The organism is Acidobacteriota bacterium (genome assembly GCA_028875725.1).
In the GTDB taxonomy this organism is placed as follows: Bacteria; Acidobacteriota; Thermoanaerobaculia; order Multivoradales; family Multivoraceae; genus Multivorans.
Genome location: JAPPCR010000019.1, coordinates 184,500 through 201,746, shown reverse-complemented (window position 1 = coordinate 201,746; position 17,247 = coordinate 184,500). Strand labels below are relative to the sequence as shown.

General features: G+C 68.2%; 15 protein-coding genes and 1 tRNA gene. 3 read left to right on the top strand and 13 right to left on the bottom strand.

What is annotated here, in order from left to right:
- Nucleotides 1-124: 124 nt before the first annotated feature.
- From OXI49_15425 to OXI49_15410, 4 genes are all read right to left on the bottom strand, one after another.
- A tRNA-Thr gene (locus OXI49_15425) sits at nt 125-199 on the bottom strand.
- 172 nt (nt 200-371) lie between these two features.
- Nucleotides 372-1,028 carry a phosphate signaling complex protein PhoU gene (gene phoU / locus OXI49_15420; protein ID MDE2691897.1) on the bottom strand — a complete coding sequence of 219 codons (657 nt, stop codon included), beginning with the start codon at nt 1,026-1,028 and terminating at the stop codon, nt 372-374.
- 78 nt (nt 1,029-1,106) lie between these two features.
- On the bottom strand, nt 1,107-2,486 hold the full coding sequence (locus OXI49_15415; GenBank protein ID MDE2691896.1) for an ATP-binding protein: 1,380 nt from the start codon (nt 2,484-2,486) through the stop codon (nt 1,107-1,109).
- Nucleotides 2,487-2,555: 69 nt separating this feature from the next.
- Nucleotides 2,556-3,251, bottom strand: a complete 696-nt coding sequence (locus OXI49_15410; protein ID MDE2691895.1) for a response regulator — start codon at nt 3,249-3,251, stop codon at nt 2,556-2,558.
- A 205-nt stretch (nt 3,252-3,456) separates the two neighbouring features.
- Here OXI49_15410 and OXI49_15405 point away from each other — a divergent pair, with 205 nt between their 5' ends.
- On the top strand, nt 3,457-4,620 hold the full coding sequence (locus OXI49_15405) for a porin (GenBank protein MDE2691894.1): 1,164 nt from the start codon (nt 3,457-3,459) through the stop codon (nt 4,618-4,620).
- A gap of 50 nt (nt 4,621-4,670) precedes the next feature.
- On the opposite strand, the gene OXI49_15400 is transcribed toward OXI49_15405, so the two are convergent.
- From OXI49_15400 to OXI49_15385, 4 genes are all read right to left on the bottom strand, one after another.
- Nucleotides 4,671-6,575 (bottom strand): S9 family peptidase, encoded by a 1,905-nt coding sequence (locus OXI49_15400; GenBank protein ID MDE2691893.1) that lies wholly within the window; start codon nt 6,573-6,575, stop codon nt 4,671-4,673.
- 107 nt (nt 6,576-6,682) lie between these two features.
- The gene (locus tag OXI49_15395; GenBank protein ID MDE2691892.1) at nt 6,683-7,993 is read right to left on the bottom strand and encodes a neutral/alkaline non-lysosomal ceramidase N-terminal domain-containing protein; all 1,311 of its coding nucleotides are present in this window, start codon (nt 7,991-7,993) and stop codon (nt 6,683-6,685) included.
- Between the two features lie 55 nt (nt 7,994-8,048).
- Nucleotides 8,049-9,260: an acyl-CoA dehydrogenase family protein gene (locus OXI49_15390; protein MDE2691891.1), complete on the bottom strand. Its 1,212-nt coding sequence runs from the start codon at nt 9,258-9,260 to the stop codon at nt 8,049-8,051.
- An 82-nt stretch (nt 9,261-9,342) separates the two neighbouring features.
- The gene (locus OXI49_15385) at nt 9,343-10,704 is read right to left on the bottom strand and encodes a cytochrome P450 (GenBank protein ID MDE2691890.1); all 1,362 of its coding nucleotides are present in this window, start codon (nt 10,702-10,704) and stop codon (nt 9,343-9,345) included.
- Nucleotides 10,705-10,808: 104 nt separating this feature from the next.
- Here OXI49_15385 and OXI49_15380 point away from each other — a divergent pair, with 104 nt between their 5' ends.
- Together OXI49_15380 and OXI49_15375 are read left to right on the top strand one after the other, a co-directional pair.
- Entirely contained in the window at nt 10,809-12,179 is a 1,371-nt protein-coding gene (locus OXI49_15380) for a cytochrome P450 (GenBank protein MDE2691889.1), read from the top strand.
- Nucleotides 12,172-12,711, top strand: a complete 540-nt coding sequence (locus tag OXI49_15375; protein ID MDE2691888.1) for an SRPBCC family protein — start codon at nt 12,172-12,174, stop codon at nt 12,709-12,711. Before OXI49_15380 ends, OXI49_15375 begins: the two co-directional genes overlap by 8 nt.
- A 22-nt stretch (nt 12,712-12,733) precedes the next feature.
- On the opposite strand, the gene OXI49_15370 is transcribed toward OXI49_15375, so the two are convergent.
- The 5 genes from OXI49_15370 to OXI49_15350 are packed head-to-tail and all read right to left on the bottom strand — an operon-like array spanning nt 12,734 to nt 17,096.
- Nucleotides 12,734-13,540: a phosphate ABC transporter ATP-binding protein gene (locus OXI49_15370; GenBank protein ID MDE2691887.1), complete on the bottom strand. Its 807-nt coding sequence runs from the start codon at nt 13,538-13,540 to the stop codon at nt 12,734-12,736.
- The gene (locus tag OXI49_15365) at nt 13,537-14,322 is read right to left on the bottom strand and encodes an ATP-binding cassette domain-containing protein (protein ID MDE2691886.1); all 786 of its coding nucleotides are present in this window, start codon (nt 14,320-14,322) and stop codon (nt 13,537-13,539) included. Before OXI49_15365 ends, OXI49_15370 begins: the two co-directional genes overlap by 4 nt.
- Complete coding sequence (gene pstA / locus OXI49_15360; protein MDE2691885.1) at nt 14,319-15,188, bottom strand: phosphate ABC transporter permease PstA; 870 nt, start codon at nt 15,186-15,188, stop codon at nt 14,319-14,321. The genes OXI49_15365 and pstA overlap by 4 nt, the downstream gene beginning before the upstream one ends.
- 9 nt (nt 15,189-15,197) lie before the next feature.
- Entirely contained in the window at nt 15,198-16,151 is a 954-nt protein-coding gene (gene pstC / locus OXI49_15355; GenBank protein ID MDE2691884.1) for a phosphate ABC transporter permease subunit PstC, read from the bottom strand.
- Between the two features lie 54 nt (nt 16,152-16,205).
- Nucleotides 16,206-17,096, bottom strand: a complete 891-nt coding sequence (locus OXI49_15350) for a phosphate ABC transporter substrate-binding protein (GenBank protein MDE2691883.1) — start codon at nt 17,094-17,096, stop codon at nt 16,206-16,208.
- Nucleotides 17,097-17,247: the final 151 nt, after the last annotated feature.

Sequence of the window (17,247 nt, the reverse complement as noted above, 5' to 3'; positions counted from 1 at the left end):
GATCGTCCCCACGTTCACGTGCGGCTTCGTACGCTCGAACTTCTCCTTCGCCATGACGCTCGTTGCCTCTCCCGCCTCAGCGGATCAACTGTCCGTGTTTGTGTTCTGCCTGGATAAGCCTGTCTGGAGCCCACGACCGGATTTGAACCGGTGACCCCTTCCTTACCAAGGAAGTGCTCTACCCCTGAGCCACGTGGGCAGCCGTCTCAGGTTTCCCCGCCTTCAAGTCTCTGGTGTGTTCGGGACCCCCGTTTCCGCTCCCCAGGTCGACCCTCGACACGCAATGCGACCCGCACCTCGGAGCTGACTCCTGCGGTGCTTCGCGGGGAAGGGGCGGAGTCTAGCCGCTTCTGCGGCAGCCGTAAACCCCCCTAAGGCGCCTGGTGGCGCACGACCTCGCCATCGACGAGGAAGACGACATCCTCGGCGATGTTAGTCGCCAGATCGGCCATCCGCTCCAGGTAGCGCGAGATCGACAGGAACTGGATGCAGACCGCCGCGGACCCGGGCTCTTCGTCGATCATCGCCGCCACCACGCCGTACATGGCCTCGTGGCTTCGGTCGACGACCTCGTCCTCGGCAATGACCGAGCGGGCGAGTTCCGTGTCGCCGCCGACAGCCGCATCCAGAGCTGAGCGCAGCATCTTCGGGATGCGCTCGGCCATGGTCCAGATCTCGCGCGGGATCTGGACCGGCTCCGCCACGGCGAGGCTTTCCGCCCGCTCGGCGAGGTTCCGGGCCAGGTCGCCGGCACGTTCGAGGTCGTTGTTCACCTTGAGCCAGGTCACGACCATGCGGAGGTCCGACGCCACCGGCGAGTGCAGGGCCAGGATCTTGAGGCACTCCTCTTCGACCTCGATCTCCCGGGCATCGATGACGCGGTCCCGACGCTGAACCTCATGGGCCAGATCGACGCTCCGCTCCCGGAGCGCCTGCAGCGACTTCGCGATCATGTCCTCGACCATCGCGGCCACCTCGAGGAGCGACCGCGTCACTTCGTCCAGATCGCGCTGCAGGTGAATTCCCAAACCCTTGATCCTCGCCGAGGAATGTCACGCAGCCGTGTGAAGAATGCGTGAAGTACACCTCACTCTTGCAAGCAGGCCTCATTCTGCCGCAGGCAACCAGAGCCGGAACGTGGAACCCCGTCCCCGTTCGCTCTCCACCTCCACTCCGCCGCCGTGTCGTCGGGCGACGTTCTTGACGATCGCCAGGCCCAGGCCGGTGCCGCCGAGTTCCCTGGAGCGGGCGCGGTCGACCCGGTAGAAGCGTTCGAAGATCCGGTCCAGGTGTTCGCTGGCGATGCCCGGTCCCCGGTCTTCGACCTCGAGCACCGCCCGCCCGTTCCGCGCCTGCAGGCGCACGACCACACGACCGCCCGCCGACGAGTACTTGACCGCGTTGTCCACCAGGTTCGACACCGCCTGCCGGATCGCCTCCTCTTCGCCCAGAACCTCGACCGCCTCCTCGGGGAACTCCGCGATCAGCTCGAGACCCCGCTCCTCACTCGCCGGACCGAGCAGATTCAACACTTCGCCGGCCGGCGACCGCAGATCGAGGACCCCTTCCGGAGGTTCGGCCGAGGACTCGATCCGCGACAGGGTGAGCAGATCGGACACCAGCGCGCCCAGACGGTTGCTCTGCCTGCGGATCTTGCGCAGGAAGCGACCCCGCGTCGGGTCGTCGATCGGATCGGCGTCCAGCAGCGTCTCCACGTAGCCGTGAATGGCCGTCAGCGGCGTCTTCAGCTCGTGCGAGACATTCGACACGAAGTCGCGGCGCACACTCTCCAGCCGCTCCAGCTCCGTGATGTCGTGGATCACAGCCACCGCCCCTTCGACCGGTTCGCCGTCCCGCCGGGACGAGAGCAGGGGCGACGCGTTGAGCTCGAACCTGTTAGGGCCGCCGTCCTCGCCGGCCAGCCGCACCAGCGCGAAGGTCCGGCTCACCTGCGTCCGCTTCTCCATCGCCTCGATCAGCGCCCCCGAGATCTCCGGCTGCCGCGACAGTTCGTAGATCGGACGCCCGACCGCCAACTCCGGCGCCGGGCGTCCGAACCAGTTCGCGGCCACCGCGTTCAGGTGCAGCACCTGCCGGTCGCGATCGATCGCCACCACCCCTTCGACCATGCCGCCCAGCACCGCCGTCAACTGGTTGCGCTCCGCCTTGAGCTGCTCCACGTGCTCCACGAAGCGCGCCTCGTTCTCCTCGAGAAAGACCTCGAGGCGGGCGAACTCGTCGCCACGGCCGCCATCTCCTGCCTGCGCGGGGTAGCCGAGCGCCGTGGCCCTTGCCAGCAGACGCCGCGCCCGCTTCGCCAGTCGTCCGGCGGCCAGCCCCACACCGACGCCGGCCAGGAGCGCCGCGGTCCAGACCAGGACCGCGCCGACCAATCCCGAGGCCACCGCTCCGCCCAGCAGGAACCCCGAAACCAGCAGCGTGATACCGCCCAGAAACAGGCGCCAGAACAGAGGTGAGCGAGTCATGGAAGGTCCCGGGCGGCAGCGAAGCAACCGAGCCGGCTCCCTACAACCTACACCCGGGCCGATCCGCCGCTAGGCCTCTTCGTCGCGGAAGCAGTAGCCGATGCCGCGCACGGTCCGGATCAGGCCGCGGTGCGGTCCGAGCTTCTTGCGCACCGCACGGACATGGACGTCGATGTTCCGGTCGATGACCACGGCCCGGTCGCCGACCGCCCGGTCCAGGAGCTGGCCACGGGTGAACACGCGGCCTGGATGCGAGGCCAGGAAGTGCAGCAGGCGGAACTCGGTGGGCGTGAGCTCCAGACGCCGGCCGTCGACCTTGATCCGGTGCTTGACCGGGTCGATCGCTAGCGGCCCACGAACGACTCTCCGATCCGGATCGCTGCCGCGCATCGGCCCCCGCCGGAGGACCGCCCGGACACGGGCGACCAGTTCGCGCGGGCTGAAGGGCTTGTGGATGTAGTCGTCGGCACCGACGCCGAGCCCCAGGACGACATCGCCCTCCTCGCCGCGAGCCGTGACCATGATCACGGGCAGGTCGCGCGTCGATTCCACGGCGCGAAGGCGACGGCAGACATCCAAACCGTCCAGGCCGGGCAGCAACAGGTCGAGCAGCACGATGTCCGGCTTTTCGCGACCGATCACGGAAAGACCGGTCCGGCCGGTGGTCGCCGTCGCGACCTCGAAGCCCTCACGCCGGAGGTTGTACTCGATCAGCTCGAGGATGTCCGGCTCGTCTTCGATGACGACGACCTTCGTGGCGCTCATGGAACGTCCTGGATCCTCAATTGCCGTTGACCCTACTCGAGGCTAGCGAGCCTTCCGTGAACAAGCGATAAAGCCGTTCTTCCGGCGCGCGGTCCTTCACGAACTCTTCACGCTCTCTGAACATCGTCCCCGTCGACCGGCCGCGCGGGCGGCTGCCTCCGTGGCGCCGCCAACGAGACTCACTCCCACACAGCGAGGATCGCGAGTGCTCCGTTTCCTGACGACTGCCGCCTTGATCACCATCGCCACCGCCGCGGCCGCCCGGCACACCGAAGACGGGAAGGACCGGTTCTCGGTCAGCGTCGGCGGGCGAGTCCACGTCGAGGCCAGCTCCTCCTCTCCCGACCCGGCCCTGGAAGAACGGTTCGAGTTCGAGGACGGCGTCGACTGGCGGCGCGCCCGCCTGGTGCTGAACGGCGAGTTCCTCGACCGGTTCACGTTCAAGATCGAGCACGACATCGCGAGCGGTGACATCGTGCCCACGGACGTCTTCATCGAGGCCACGCCCAACGACGGCGCGGCCACGTTCCGCGCGGGCCACTTCAAGGAGCCGTTCAGCCTCTCGATCCAGCAGTCGTCGAACTCCCACTCCTTCATCGCGCGCCCGGCCGCGGTCACGGCCCTGGCGCCCGGCCGCAACCTCGGCTTCATGGTCCACGACCGGCTTCCCGGTGACCGCGTCGCCTGGGCGGTGGGCGCCTTCCGCGACAGCGACGGCTACGACAAGCGGCCCGGGTCGGACTGGAGCCTGACCGGCCGCCTCAGCGGGCTCGCCCTGGATGGAGACGAAGGAAACGATCCCCTGCTCCACCTCGGCGTGGCCCTCTCGCACCGCCAGCCCACCGCGGACGCCGTCCGCCTGCGCGGCCGCACCGGCGTCCGGCTCGCGCCGCGCACGGTGGACACCGGATGGCTGCCCGCCGACGGCATGCGACTGCTGGGGGCTGAGTTCGTGCTTGCACGAAGTTCGTTCTGGCTGCAGGGCGAGGTGCTGTCCGCCCAGGTGGACCTGCTGCCGGTTGGCTCGCCGGATGGCCGGAGCGCCCGCTTCGACGCCCAGTACGTTGAGGCCGGCTGGTTCCTCACCGGAGAGAGGAAGCCGTACAGCCGCAGCTCCCGCAGCTTCACCCGGTTGAGGCCGAAGGCGCCCATGCCCGAAGGCAGGGGCGCCTGGGAACTCGCGGCACGATGGGACCACATCGATCTGAGCCGCGGATCCGTTCTCGGCGGCAGCCAGCAGAGTCTCTCCGTCGCCCTCAACTGGTACCTCCGCAGCAACTTGCGGTTCCTTGGCAACTACGTATCGACCGACCCGGCCGGCGCCGGATCGGTCGAACACGTCGGCCTGTTCCTGCACTTCGACTTCTGAGGCGCGGCACGGGCCACGCCGGTGGACCGTGCGGGACCTGTCTTCGGTGCCTACGAACCCAGATGCTCGGCCAGGAACGCCGCGTAGCGCTCCGACGCCTCGATCCGGTTCACCCGGTTCCGGAAGCCGTGGCCCTCGTCCGGGAACAGGACATACTCGACCGGCACGCCGTTCGCCCGCACCGCCTCGACGAGTTCGTCGCTCTCGACCTGGAGTACCCGCGGGTCGTTCGCGCCCTGGACGACGAGCAGCGGCTTGACGACGTTCGAGGCATGGAACAGCGGTGAGATGCGCTCCAGGCGCTCGCGCTCGGTCGCCGGATCGCCCAGTTCGCCGAGCAGGGCCACCTTCTGCGCCTGCCACCACGGGGGCGTGCTCTCGAGCGTCCGGATCCAGTTCGTCACCCCGAAGATGTTGACGCCGACATCGAAGACCTCCGGCTCGAAGGCCAGCGCGGCCGCCACCATGTAGCCGCCGTAGCTGCCGCCGATGATGCCGACGCGCGAACCGTCCACCCAGTCCTGGGACTCGAGCCAGGTCCGGGCCCACACGCAGTCCTGCAGGTCGACCTCGCCGTGCTTCCTGTCGTCCATGTGGAAGAAGGTCTTGCCGTAGCCGGACGAACCGCGGTTGTTCACCCCCAGGACGACGTAGCCCTGGTTCACCAGGTGCTGGATGTCGGCCCGGTAGGTGCGCCGGGTCTGGCCGCCCGGGCCGCCGTGCACCCAGACCATCGCCGGCGCCGGGTTGTCTGCCGACGCCCCGTGCGGCCGCCACAGGATGGCCGGGATTTCCAGCCCGTCGAAGCTCGGGTACCGAATCACCTCGGTGGTCACGAGATCGTCGGGGTCGATCTCGGGGTTCAGGCTTTGCGTCAGCCGAAGCGCTTCGCCGCCTTGCTCCAGGTCGACCACGTAGAGATCCGAGGGCGACTGGTCGCTGCTCAGGTAGAAGGCCATCAGCCGATCGCTGGCCGAGAAGCCGACTTGCGCGACATCGCCGGCGGGCAGATCGGGAAGCGCGACCGGGGCGCCCGTTTCCGTGTCCAGGACCTCGACCACCGTCGAAGCGTCCTCGTTGATCGCCGACACGCGGTACCGCCCGGTATCGGAGAAGGACACTCCGAAGACGTCCCAGTCGGCGGCGAGCACCAGCTCCCGTGAACCGTCGGCGAGATCGTAGGACCAGACCTGGTTGAACTCCCCGTGCTCGTTCGTCCCGTAGTAGAGCTGCGAGCTGTCCGGAGTGAAGCCGCCCGAGCCGTGCTCGACCTCGCCCTCGTGCTCGGTGACGTGAACGAGGTGACCCGCCATCAGGTCGTAGGCGTAGACGTCGCTGTCGTAGTTGCTGGTCAGCTTGTCGAGCGCCAGCCAGCGGCCGTCGTCGCTGACGTCGCCGAGGCTGAAGCTGCCGTCGTTCTCGAACACGACCTCGCGCTCGAAGTCCCAGGTCCCCGGCGGCGGCACGTCGTACCGGTAGAGATCCATCGCGAAGGGCGTGCGCTCGTTGGTCTGAACGAAGAACGCCTCGCCGTCCGCGCGCCAGCCGGCGAAGGACGCCCGGACGTTGTCTCCCGGCGTCAGGTCCACCGCGCCCTCGGGGACGTCCCCGGCGCCGTCGGAGCCCACGTACAGGTGGTTCAGCTCGTTGCCGCCCTCGTCGCCGGTGTAGAGGAAGCGGTCGTCGTTCGGAAAGTAGCTCTGCGCGAACACCGGACCCGCGCTGTCCGTCAGTTGCCTCGGTTCACCGCCGGCGACCGGCACGCTGTAGACGGCCCAGACTCCGGTCACGTCGCTTGAGATCAGCAGACGGCTCTCGTCCGCCGAAAACGAGGCGCCGCCGTAGGACGTCGTGTTGTGGAACGCGGCGGCGCTGTAGACCGCGGTTTCGCCCGGGGGCGGTTCGTTCCCGGCGCCGCAGCCGAGGGTGGCGAAGGCGACGAGCGTTGCCGGCACCGAAAGGAAGAGCCGGCACCGCACAAAGGGTCCACGGACCGAAGAGTGAGCGGGAGATGTCATGACGAAGCCTCCTGGAGGGGCGATTCGGGTTGGAGCGGCCGGCGTCAAGGGGGCGCGTCGTGCAGCCAACCGGCCTGTTCGAGGATCGAGATCGCGGCCAGATCGACCAGCTTCTCGCCGGCGCCGACCTCGACGATCGTAGCTTCCCTGCCACCGTAGCCGCCCTGGGCCGCCGCGGCGATCGTGGGGAAGTAAGCGAGTTCGCCGTTCGTGTAGCCGGCGAAGAAGACATGAGGTACCTGAGACTCGGCCCGCAGCCGGAGCTGGTGCTCGACGAAGAATTCGCCCGGGAAGGTGGCCAGGGCGAACTGGCCTGCGCCGCGCTCGCCGAGGACCAGCGTGTTCACCTCGGCCTCCCGTTCGCGCGGGAAGCGTGCGCGGTACCTCCGAAGCGACGCCTCCAGCCCGTGGCGCCGGAAACCCTCTTCGACCACCGGGGAGTCCAGGTCCCAGCGCGGCTCGAGCGTCACCAGATGGCGCTTCACGGACAGGGTCGCCGGATCGTGGAACGCATCCGCCGCCGCCAGGTCGGCGCGGACGCGGAGCACCTCCTGGCCCAGCCGTTCTCCCGCCATCCGGACCTGCTCGAAGCCGCCTTCCGCGGGCGGCGTCTTGTCCCAGAAGGGATTGATGTCGCCGGCGGCTCCCTGCAGGAGCATCGGCACGCCGCCTCCGCGCTCGGCGACCAGAGCCGCCATCGCGCCCGGATAGTCGGCCGAGACGAGCATGTTCTCCGGGCCCAGGATGACCGGGTGAACGGCGAAGTTGACCACCGTGGCGATCGCTTCGCCGTCCGCGCCGTCGACGGCCAGCACGCCGACCGACTCGTCCAGCGGCGCGGTCGGCAGACGCTCACGGTTGCGCCAGAACATCTCGACGCTGCCATCGGGAAGCACCCGCCGCCGGTTGTGCCCCTCGCTCGCACGGCCCCAGCCCACCGCGACCCGCGCCGGGCGCAGCGCGGCGTAGGCCTCCAGGATGACGCCGGCGATCTTCCGCTCCAGTTCCTCGACCCACGGGGTCCCGGCGCTCGGGAAGTCTGCCTCGAACAGCGGCGCGGAATGGGTGTGGGAGGCGTTCAGCAGAACGTGGTCGAAGCCGGCGGCGTCCAGCACGGCCTGCCGGATCGGCAGGGTGTTCTCCTTGCGGATCGAGCCGAGATCGAGCGTGACGATCGCGACTGTCTCGCCGCCCGCCTCAAGGACGAGCGCTCGCGCATGGAGCGGGTCGTGAACTTCCGTCGACCGGTTCGTTCCGCGCGCGCCGTAGCCGTAGAGCAGGGAGCCGGCCGGCGGCGTGATCTCGACCGCGGCCGCGCCGGCGCGAAGCTGGGCGCTGGTTGGCGATGGCGTCATGCCGATCCCTCCGAGAACGACAAGACCCGCCACCGCGCCGATCGGTCGCAAGCTCCTAGTTCTCGCCACCGCCCAACGTGCCCCACGGCACCCGGCCCAGCGGATCGCGCAGGATGCGCCGCGCCACGACCATCCGGTGCACCTCGTCCGGGCCGTCGTACAGCCGCGCGTAGCGCGCCTCGCGATACATCTTCTCTAGCGGCGTGTCGCCGGTCACGCCAAGCGCGCCGTGGACCTGGATCGCCCGGTCGATCACGTTGTGGAGCATCCGCGCGCCCCAGAACTTGATCAGCGAGATCTCGACCCGCGCCTGCTCGCCCCGGTCCATCGCCTCCGCCGCGTCCAGGGTCATCAGCCGGGCGGCCTGGATCTCGGCCGCCGACTCGGCGACGTAGCGCTGAATCTCACCCTTCTCCGACAGATAGGAGCCGTGCGCCCAGCGTGACTTGGCGCGATCGCACATCAGCTCAAAGGCGCGCTGGGCCTGGCCCAGCCAGCGCATGCAGTGGAAGATCCGACCCGGTCCCAGGCGCCTCTGGGCGATGACGAAGCCCTCGCCGCGGCCGCCGAGGATGTTGTCCTTCGGCACCCGGACATCGTTGTAGCGCACCTCGCAGTGCTGGCCCGACGTGGTGCCCATCGTCGGCACCGCTCTCACGATCTCGTAGCCCGGGGTGTCCGTCGGCACGATGATCGAGGAGAACTTGCGGTGCCCCTGGGCCTCGGGCTCGGTCAACGCGAAGCAGGTCGTGAACGCGGCCCGGCTGGCGCCGCTGGTGAACCACTTGTGACCGTTGATCACCCAGTCGTCGCCGTCGAGCACCGCCCGCGTCTGCATCAGGGTCGGGTCGGAGCCGGCAACTTCGGGCTCGGTGAGGCCGACCGACGGATAGATGTCGCCCGCCACCAGCGGCTTGAGCCAGCGCTCCCTCTGCTCGTCGCTGGCGTACAGGTGGAGCATGATCGAGTCCTGCATCGTGGCGGAACCGACGGCGATCTGCCCGTAGTGCGAGCGGCCGATGATCTCGTTCAGGTAGACGAACGGCATGAGCGGCAGCCCGCCGCCGCCGATCTCCGCGGGATGGCCCAGCGCCCACAGGCCCCGCTGCTTGGCCAGTGCCTTGAGCTCGGCCAGCCGGCCGCGCGTGCGATCCTCGCCCGACTCCGACTCCAGCTCCGGCTCGGCCGGGATCACTTCGCCGTCGATGAACTCCCGCATCCGTTCGCGGAGCTCGACTACCTCGTCCGTCAGACCGTACCTGCCCATGCCTGTCTCCTTCGACCGCGGTTTGGGAACAGCCGCCGATGATGCCACAGAGGCTATGTGCCTGTGCGCTTGCCGACTCGCGCTACGCGGCTTTTCGGGACACCACCCTGGTACGGATGGGGCTGCTCAGGATCCCGACCTCCAGGCCGTCGGCCGGCAACTCGTCGGATTCAGGTTCCAGTCGCCATCTCCGAACCAGAGCGGCCAGTCCGGACACGAGGACGGCCATGGCCAGGGGCACGCCCCTGCAGCCCCTCGGCTCCAGGCCGAACGGCAGGTAGCCCCCCCGCGGGCATGCCTGTCCCTCCAGCCAGCGCTCGGACCTGAACTCTTCGGCGTCCTCCCAATACTCGACCCGGCGGTGCATCACGTGCGTGACGACCTCGACCAGCGTGCCCCTCGGGATGAAGTAGCCGCCGAGCGACGTGTCCCGCACCGCCCGGCGGGGCACCAGGAGCGGGGCTGCAGGCTGAAGACGAAGCAGCTCGTTGAAGACGGCCTCGGCGTAAGGGAGCCGCTCGAGGTCCTCGGCACAGAGCGGCCGGTCGCCGGCGACGCGATCCACCTCCTCCTCGAGCCGCGCCCGAACCTCCGGATTGCGGCTCAGGTAGTGCGGAATGTAGGACATCACATGAACAGCCGGATCCCAGGCGCCGACGAAGGCAGCATAGGCCTCGTCGCGAATCTCCGAGTCGCTGCTGAAGGACCAGTCCGACTCTCCCCGCTCCGTCGCCTGGACAAAGTGCGCGATCAGACTCGTTTCCCCGCTGTCAGGATCCCTGGCCTTCCGGATCGAGTCGTACACCGCCGTATCGAGCGGTCTGATCGCCCTACGCGCCTTCAGATCGTGCGGCAGGGGCAGTTTCCTGAACAGCCTGTATCCGGGCACGGCGAACACGATGAAGCTGAGCTTGGCTGCTCTCATCATCGCCAGACCCGGCCCCGGGCCCAGTTCACGCCCGGCGCCGAGCATCGAAGTCGTCAGCGCGTTCCACGTGTAGCGCTCGACCTCGGCCCGGAAATCGACCGTGCTTCCCTCCGTGAGCTCCCCGGCGAAGGACGACGCTTCCGAGACGGCGATCCGCCGGAACGCCGCCGTTCGCTCGGGGGTGAACGCGGTGACCGTGAGATCCGTGAGCCGTTGGTGCTCGTCGCCGAACGGCGTCCTGGCAAGGCAGGGGGACTGAATGACCTCGAAGGCGAACGCCGGAGTGTCTTTCTGAAACAACTCGGGCTTCCGCACCAGGTCCTCGGCGATGTCCGGGTCGAAGACAGCGCAGTGCCCTCCGTTGGGCACCTCGAAGTAGACGATGTCGCCCCACTGTTCGTGGAGCCAGTGGAAGAAGCCGGTGTAGTCGGCCGCCAGCCGGCGCATGGTCTGGAGCTTCTTCCGTGGCGGGCCCGGCGGAAGCTGGCGTTTCGGCTTGGCTTCTGTCTGCTGCATGGTCCGAACGAGCTTATCTTCCTCCCAAACGGGAGGTAGACTCCGTCTGGACTCGCCTCCAACATGCGCACCAGACCCACTGCGGGGGTTCAAGGGGACCCGGAATGAAGCTGCCCCCGGGCCCGAAAGGCCACCGGCTCCACAACCTCCGGCAGCGAACGGAGAACTACGGCGCGTTCGCGGACGAACTCCGCCGCGAGTACGGGGAGATCGTCTCCTTCGAGCTTCCGTTCATGAAGTGCTGCGTCGTCTTCGACGCCGAGCTCGTTCGCGAGGTCCTGGTCACCCAGCAACCGTACTTTCGACCCTGGTTCCCGGGCGATCTGTCGGACGACTGGAAGTACGGCTCGATCTCGCTGCACCAGGGCGAGGAGCACCGGCGAAGAGCCGAGTTCATGACGTCGGTCTTCGCGGGCGACTCCGAGGGCGCCTACGCTAAGGTCATCGCCGAACAGGCGACGATCCTGAGAAAACGACTCGCTGCCAGCCAGGGCGTCGACCTCGTCAAGGAGTTCGAACGCTTCGCCTGGGACGCGATCGTCGAGATCGTCCTCGGCCGCGGCGTCGAGCTGCCCCGTCAACTGGGAGAGGACACGCTCACGCTCCAGAAGACGTACCTGCTGCTGGACATCCTGCCCGGTCCGAGACTGTTCAAGTCGCTACCGCTGCCGGTTCTCCGACGAGGCAGGAAGAGCGTCGGGCTCGTCGACGCCGCGATCTACGGCGCCATGCAGAGAGCACGCGACTCCGGGTACTCCGGCAGGGACGTCGTCGCGCAGTACGTGCGGGCCATGGACCTCGAGGGCGCCGCGGGCGGTCTGGACTCCGACCAGGCGATCCGGGACGAGCTGATCATCCTGCTGACTGGCTTCATCGACGCGCCGACCAGCGCCCTTGCGTTCGGCGTCCACTACCTGGCCAGGAATCCGGACGTCCGTCTGAAGGTGGAGCGCGAGGCGGACGCCGTCCTGAATGGCGGGAGCATCCAGCCCGCCGACTTCGACCGATTGCCGTACACCAGCGCCGTACTCGACGAAGTGCTCCGGATCGATCCGCCAACCGCCGTCATGTTGCCCAAGGAGGCGACCGAGGATCGCGTGCTCGGCGGCTACCTGATTCCGAAGGGCACGCTCGTTCATGTGGCGATGAGGGCCCTGCACCACAGGCCGGAGCACTGGGATCAGCCGTCGGACTTCAGGCCGGAGCGCTGGCTCGAGGAATCGCCCGCCCACTGTCCGGCCCATGCCTACGTTCCTTTCGGGCTGGGCCCCCACTTCTGCCAGGGAATGGACATCGCCCGGCGGATCTTCGTGTTCGGCACGGCATCTCTGGCCAACCGGCTCCGGCTGGAGCCCCGGTCCACCGATCCGCCGAACCGGAACGACACGGCCGTCGGCGTCGTCGGGCCGTGGACGGCGGACGTTCACGAGAGGCGGGACGCGAGCCGCCTACAAGCAGGGGAGCAACATGCCTGATTCAGATGCACGTTCGGGGCAGCCTGACCCGGGGATCGAGGTCGGAGACTCGAAGCCGATCCTCGTGGCGAGGATGATCGACACCTGGAATGCCGACCAGGAGACCGTGTTCGCCACGCTCGCCCACGGCGGCCGTCACGGGGAGGCGATTCCCGAAATGCTGAGCGTGGAGTTCGTCTCCGACAAGACGATGGGAGTCGGCGCGCAGTTTCGGGAGATCCGGGACTGGACCCCCATCCAGGTGGCGTTCGCGAAGTTCGCCAAGCTGCATCAGAACGTCGTCACGTGCATCGAGTACGAGCCCCACCGCCGAGTCCGGTACATGTCCAACGGCGCCGGAGCGCGGTGGCACTCGATCTACACGCTCACCCCGGTGGGCGAAGGCCAGACGCAGGTGGAGATCCGACTGGAGATCCGCCCCAAGAATCTGCTGGGCAAGTGGCTGCCGCAGTTGATGAAAGCTCCCGTCCAGGCCAGCACCGAGGCCGACTTCAAGGCACTCAAGGCTCGCATCGAAGGCGCCGGGAGCTGAGCGTCAGGCGCCTGAGGCGTCCTCAGCCGTACCGTCCCTCGATGTAGGCCGCCGTCTGGCTGTTCGCCGGGTTCAGGAACATCGACGCCGTGTCGCTGTGTTCGATGATCTCGCCGAGCAACATGAACACGCACTCCTCGCTGGCCCGGCGGGCCTGCGCCATGTTGTGGGTGACGATCAGGATCGTGTAGTCGCCGCGGAGCTTCCAGATCAGCTCCTCGACGGCCTCCGTGCCGGCGGGATCGAGCGCCGAGCACGGTTCGTCCATCAGCAGCAGTCTCGGCTTGACCGGCAGCAGGCGCGCGATGCACAGCTTCTGCTGCTGCTCGAGCGAGAGCTCGGTGCCCCGGCGGTCGAGCGAGTCCTTCAGCTCGTCCCAGAGCAGCACTTCGCGCAGCGCCTCCTCGACGATCCGGTCCCTCTCCACCCTGTTCGGCGGTCGTCCATCGGGCAGGTGGACACGGGTTCCGAACAGGACGTTGTCCCGCACGGACAGAGGCAACGGGTTGGGACGCTGGAAGACCATGCCGACCTGCTTGCGGAGCTGAGCGAGCTCGACTGACGGGTCGAGCACATCGAGGCCCCAGAGCCGGATGCTGCCGGTCGTGCGCACGTAGCCGAGACGCTCGTTGATCCGGTTGACCGAACGGAGAAGCGTCGTCTTGCCGCAGCCGGACGGACCGATCAGGGAGGTGATCGCGCCGGCACGAACTCGAAGATCCACGTCGAGCAGGGCCTGGAAGTCGCCGTACCAGAGGTTCAGCTTCTCGACCAGGATGGCCGCCGCCGCGTCGACGGCGCCCGGCGTCGACGGCTCCGCCGCGCTCATCCGAACTTCCCTTCCACGTAGGCGGTCGTGCGCGCGTCCTGGGCGCCGCCCTCGAACATCGCCTCCGTTTCCGTGACCTCGACCAGCTCGCCGGTCAGGAAGAAGGCGGTCCGCGAGGCCAGCCGGCGCGCCTGCTGGACGAGGTTCGTGACCAACACGATCGTCATCTCGGACTTGAGCTCCGCCAGCACCTCCTCGATCCGCATCGTCGTCACCGGATCGACCGCGATCGAGAACTCGTCGAGCAACAGGATCGACGGGTCCTGCGACAGGGCGCGGGCGATCGTCAGCCGCTGCTGCTGGCCGCCGGAGAGCAGGCTGCCAAGGGAATCGAGCCGGTCCTTCACCTCGTCCCAGAGCGCCGCGCGGCGGAGGCAGCGTTCGACGATCACGTCCAGGTCCGCCTTCTTCCGCGTGCCCCGCAGCCGGGACGACAGCGCGACGTTGTCGTAGATGGAGAGTGGCAGGCCCACCGGCAGGGGAAAGACGACTCCGATCCGCTGCCGCAAGGCATAGGGGTTGCGCCAGCTGCGAACGTCCCGCCCCTCGACCCGCACGCTGCCGGACACCTCCATGCCCGCCGTCATCAGGTCCATCCGGTTGATGGCGCGCAGAAACGACGTTTTGCCGCTGTTCGCCGGCCCGATGATGCCGAAGATCTCCTGCGTCGGCACCTGGAGCGTGACGCCGGAAAGCGCCGGCTTGCCGTGGTAGCCGATCGCGAGATCCTCGACCTCGATCACGAAGTCGGCGGTCTCGTCCGCCCGGACGGGAACGCTCACCACTTCTTGCGGCCCCGCAGGTAGACGCGGAAGGCGATCGAGATGCCGTTCATCGCCAGCACCATGGAGATCAGGACCAGTGCGACGCCGAAAGGCATGTGCTCCGGCACGTCCGGCACCTGGGTCGAGATGACGAACAGGTGCAGCGACATCGCCATCGTCTGGTCGAGGACCCCCTGGGGCAGGAAGGGAAGGAAGAAGGCGGCGCCGGTGAACATGATCGGGGCGGTCTCGCCGGACGTGCGGGACACCTCCAGGATGACGCCGGTCAGGATGCCGCTGATCGAGTTCGGCAGCACGATCTTGCGGATCGTCTGCCAGCGCGTGGCGCCCATGTTCCAGCACGCCTCGCGGAAGGCGAGCGGCACGGTCTGGAGCGACTCCCGGGTGGCGACGATGACCACCGGCAGCGTCATGACCGCCAGCGTCAGGCTGGCCGCCAGGATGCTCGTGCCGAAGCGAAAGAAGATGACGAAGGCGCCAAGGCCGAACAGGGCGTGCACGATCGACGGCACGCCGGCCAGGTTGATGATCGCCAGGTTGATCGCCCGGGTGAGTCGGTTGTCCGGCGCGTACTCGCTCAGGTAGAGCGCCGCCGCCACGCCGACCGGTACCGAGGCGATCAGGGCGACGACGACCAGCCACACGGTGCCGACCAGGGCCGGCAGGATGCCGCCCGCGGTCATGTTGTTGAGCGGCTGGGTGAACAGGAACTCCCAGGAGATGGCAGGTCCGCCGCGGACGATCAGCACGCCCAGGATGAGGGCGACCGGCAGGATGAGCATGCAGGTCATCCACAGGAAGAGGAGCCGGAAGAGACCCTCGACCCTCTGATTGCGGCGGTTCTGTGCGGTCGCTTCGAACATGGCGCCTCGCTACGGATTCGCCGACGCGGCCGGCCGGCGGCCGCGGCGGCGGTACTTGCGCTGACCGCCCCGCACGAAGACGTCGGCGGCGAAGTTGATCGCGAAGGTGACCAGGAACAGGAAGATGCCGAGCGTGAAGAGCGCACCGTAGTGGTCGGAACCGGCGGCCGTCTCGCCGAGTTCGGCGGCGATCGTCGCGGTCAGAGCCCGCACCGAGTCGAAGGGGCTCGTCGGCAGGTTGATCGAGTGGCCGCTCGCCATCAGCACCGCCATCGTCTCGCCGAACCCGCGTCCGACGCCGAGCAGCGTCGCCGCGACCAGACCGTTGCGGGCCGCGGGCAGCACGACCTTGAAGGTCACCTGCCAGCGGGTCGCCCCCATCGCTTCGGCGGCCTCGCGATAGGTGTCGGGCACGGCCTTCAGGGCGTCCTCGGCGATCGTCGTCATGATCGGGGCCGCCATCAGCCCCAGGATGACCCCGGCGTTCAGGACGTTCAGGCCGACCGGCACGTCGAAGACCTGGATGATCAGCGGGTTCATGATGGACAGCCCGATGAACCCCCAGACCACGGAAGGGATCGCCGCCAGGAGTTCGACCAGCACCTTCAGCGTTTCGCGCACGCGGCCGGTCGCGAACTCGCCGATGTAGATCGCGGCCCCCAGCGAGAACGGCACGGAAACGACCATGGCGAGTCCGGTCACCGAGGCGGTGCCGGCGATCAGGGCGAGCGCGCCGTAGGTCGGGTTGTGGCTCGAGGTCGGCGTCCAGCGCGGCGAACCGAAGAACTCGCGGAAGTCGAAACGGTCGAAGACGAAGCCGGCGCCCTCGCGCGTGATGAACACGAAGATGCCGGCGATGAAGACGATCGCCGACAACCCTCCGGCCAGCACCAGAATCTGCACCGCGCGGTCGATCCACCACGCCGCATCGCGCCGGTCCGCGGCGTGCGCTGTTTCAGGCAAGCCGGCCGCCGGGGAACCAGAGACGCCGCGCCATTCCCGGAAGCCTGTTCCCGGTCAGGAACAGTCCACGTCGCCGCGCGGCGCGTAACCCTTGTCGTAGATGATGCACTGGCCCTCGTCGCTGAGCACCCAGTCGATGTAGTCGCGGATCTCGCCCTGCGGCTCGCCCGCGGTGTACATGAACAGCGGACGCGCGATGGGATAGGAGCCGTCGATCGCCGTCTCGACCGAGGGAGACACGCAGTCGCCGTCCTCGCCCGTTCTGACGCAGGGCATCTTGACGTGGTCCGTCGCGTAGGCGAGACCGCTGTAGCCGATCGCGCAGGGCGTGTTCTCGACCAGGTCGACCACGTCCTTGGAGCCGTGCATGTCGCGCGAGCCGAGCCGGAAGTCCCGCCGGTCGCCGAGCACCGCTTCGCGGAAGTAGACGTAGGTGCCGGAGTTGTTCTGCCGGCTGACGCGAACGATCTCGTCGCTGCTGCACCCCGGCACCTCGACGCCGTACTGGCTCCAGGTGTCGATATCGCCGCCCTCGCCGTACAGCGCGGCCAACTGCTCCAGCGAGATCTCGTCCATCGGGTTGTCGGGATGGACGTACACGGCCAGGGCGTCGTAGCCGACGACGAACTCGATCGGCTCGTTGCCGTTGCCGCGCGCCAGTTCGATCTCGGAGTCCTTCATCTTGCGGCTCGAGTTCGCTATGTCGACCGTGCCGTTGATCATGGCCGCGATGCCGGTTCCCGACCCGCCGCCGGTCACCGCGACCGCGGTGCCGGGCCTCAAGGCGGCGTACTCCTCGGCCCACGCCTGGGCGACATTGACCAGCGTGTCGGAGCCCTTGTTCTGGATCAGGCTGCGGGAACCGCCCCCGCCGCCGCAGGCGGCAACCAGGGCGGCGGCGATCGCCAAAGCGCATGAGGCGAAGGCGCGTCTCTTTGTCTTCATATGGCTGGAATTCCGTTGCGATTCGAGGTGCTCCACGCCCGCGGAGCGTAGCCCACGGTTCGTGAACAACCCATAAAGATCCGCGACTGGTGCGCCGGCGTCCCCGCCGGCCCTGAGAGCGCCGCGCCGCGAAGCCGCGACCATCCTGCGG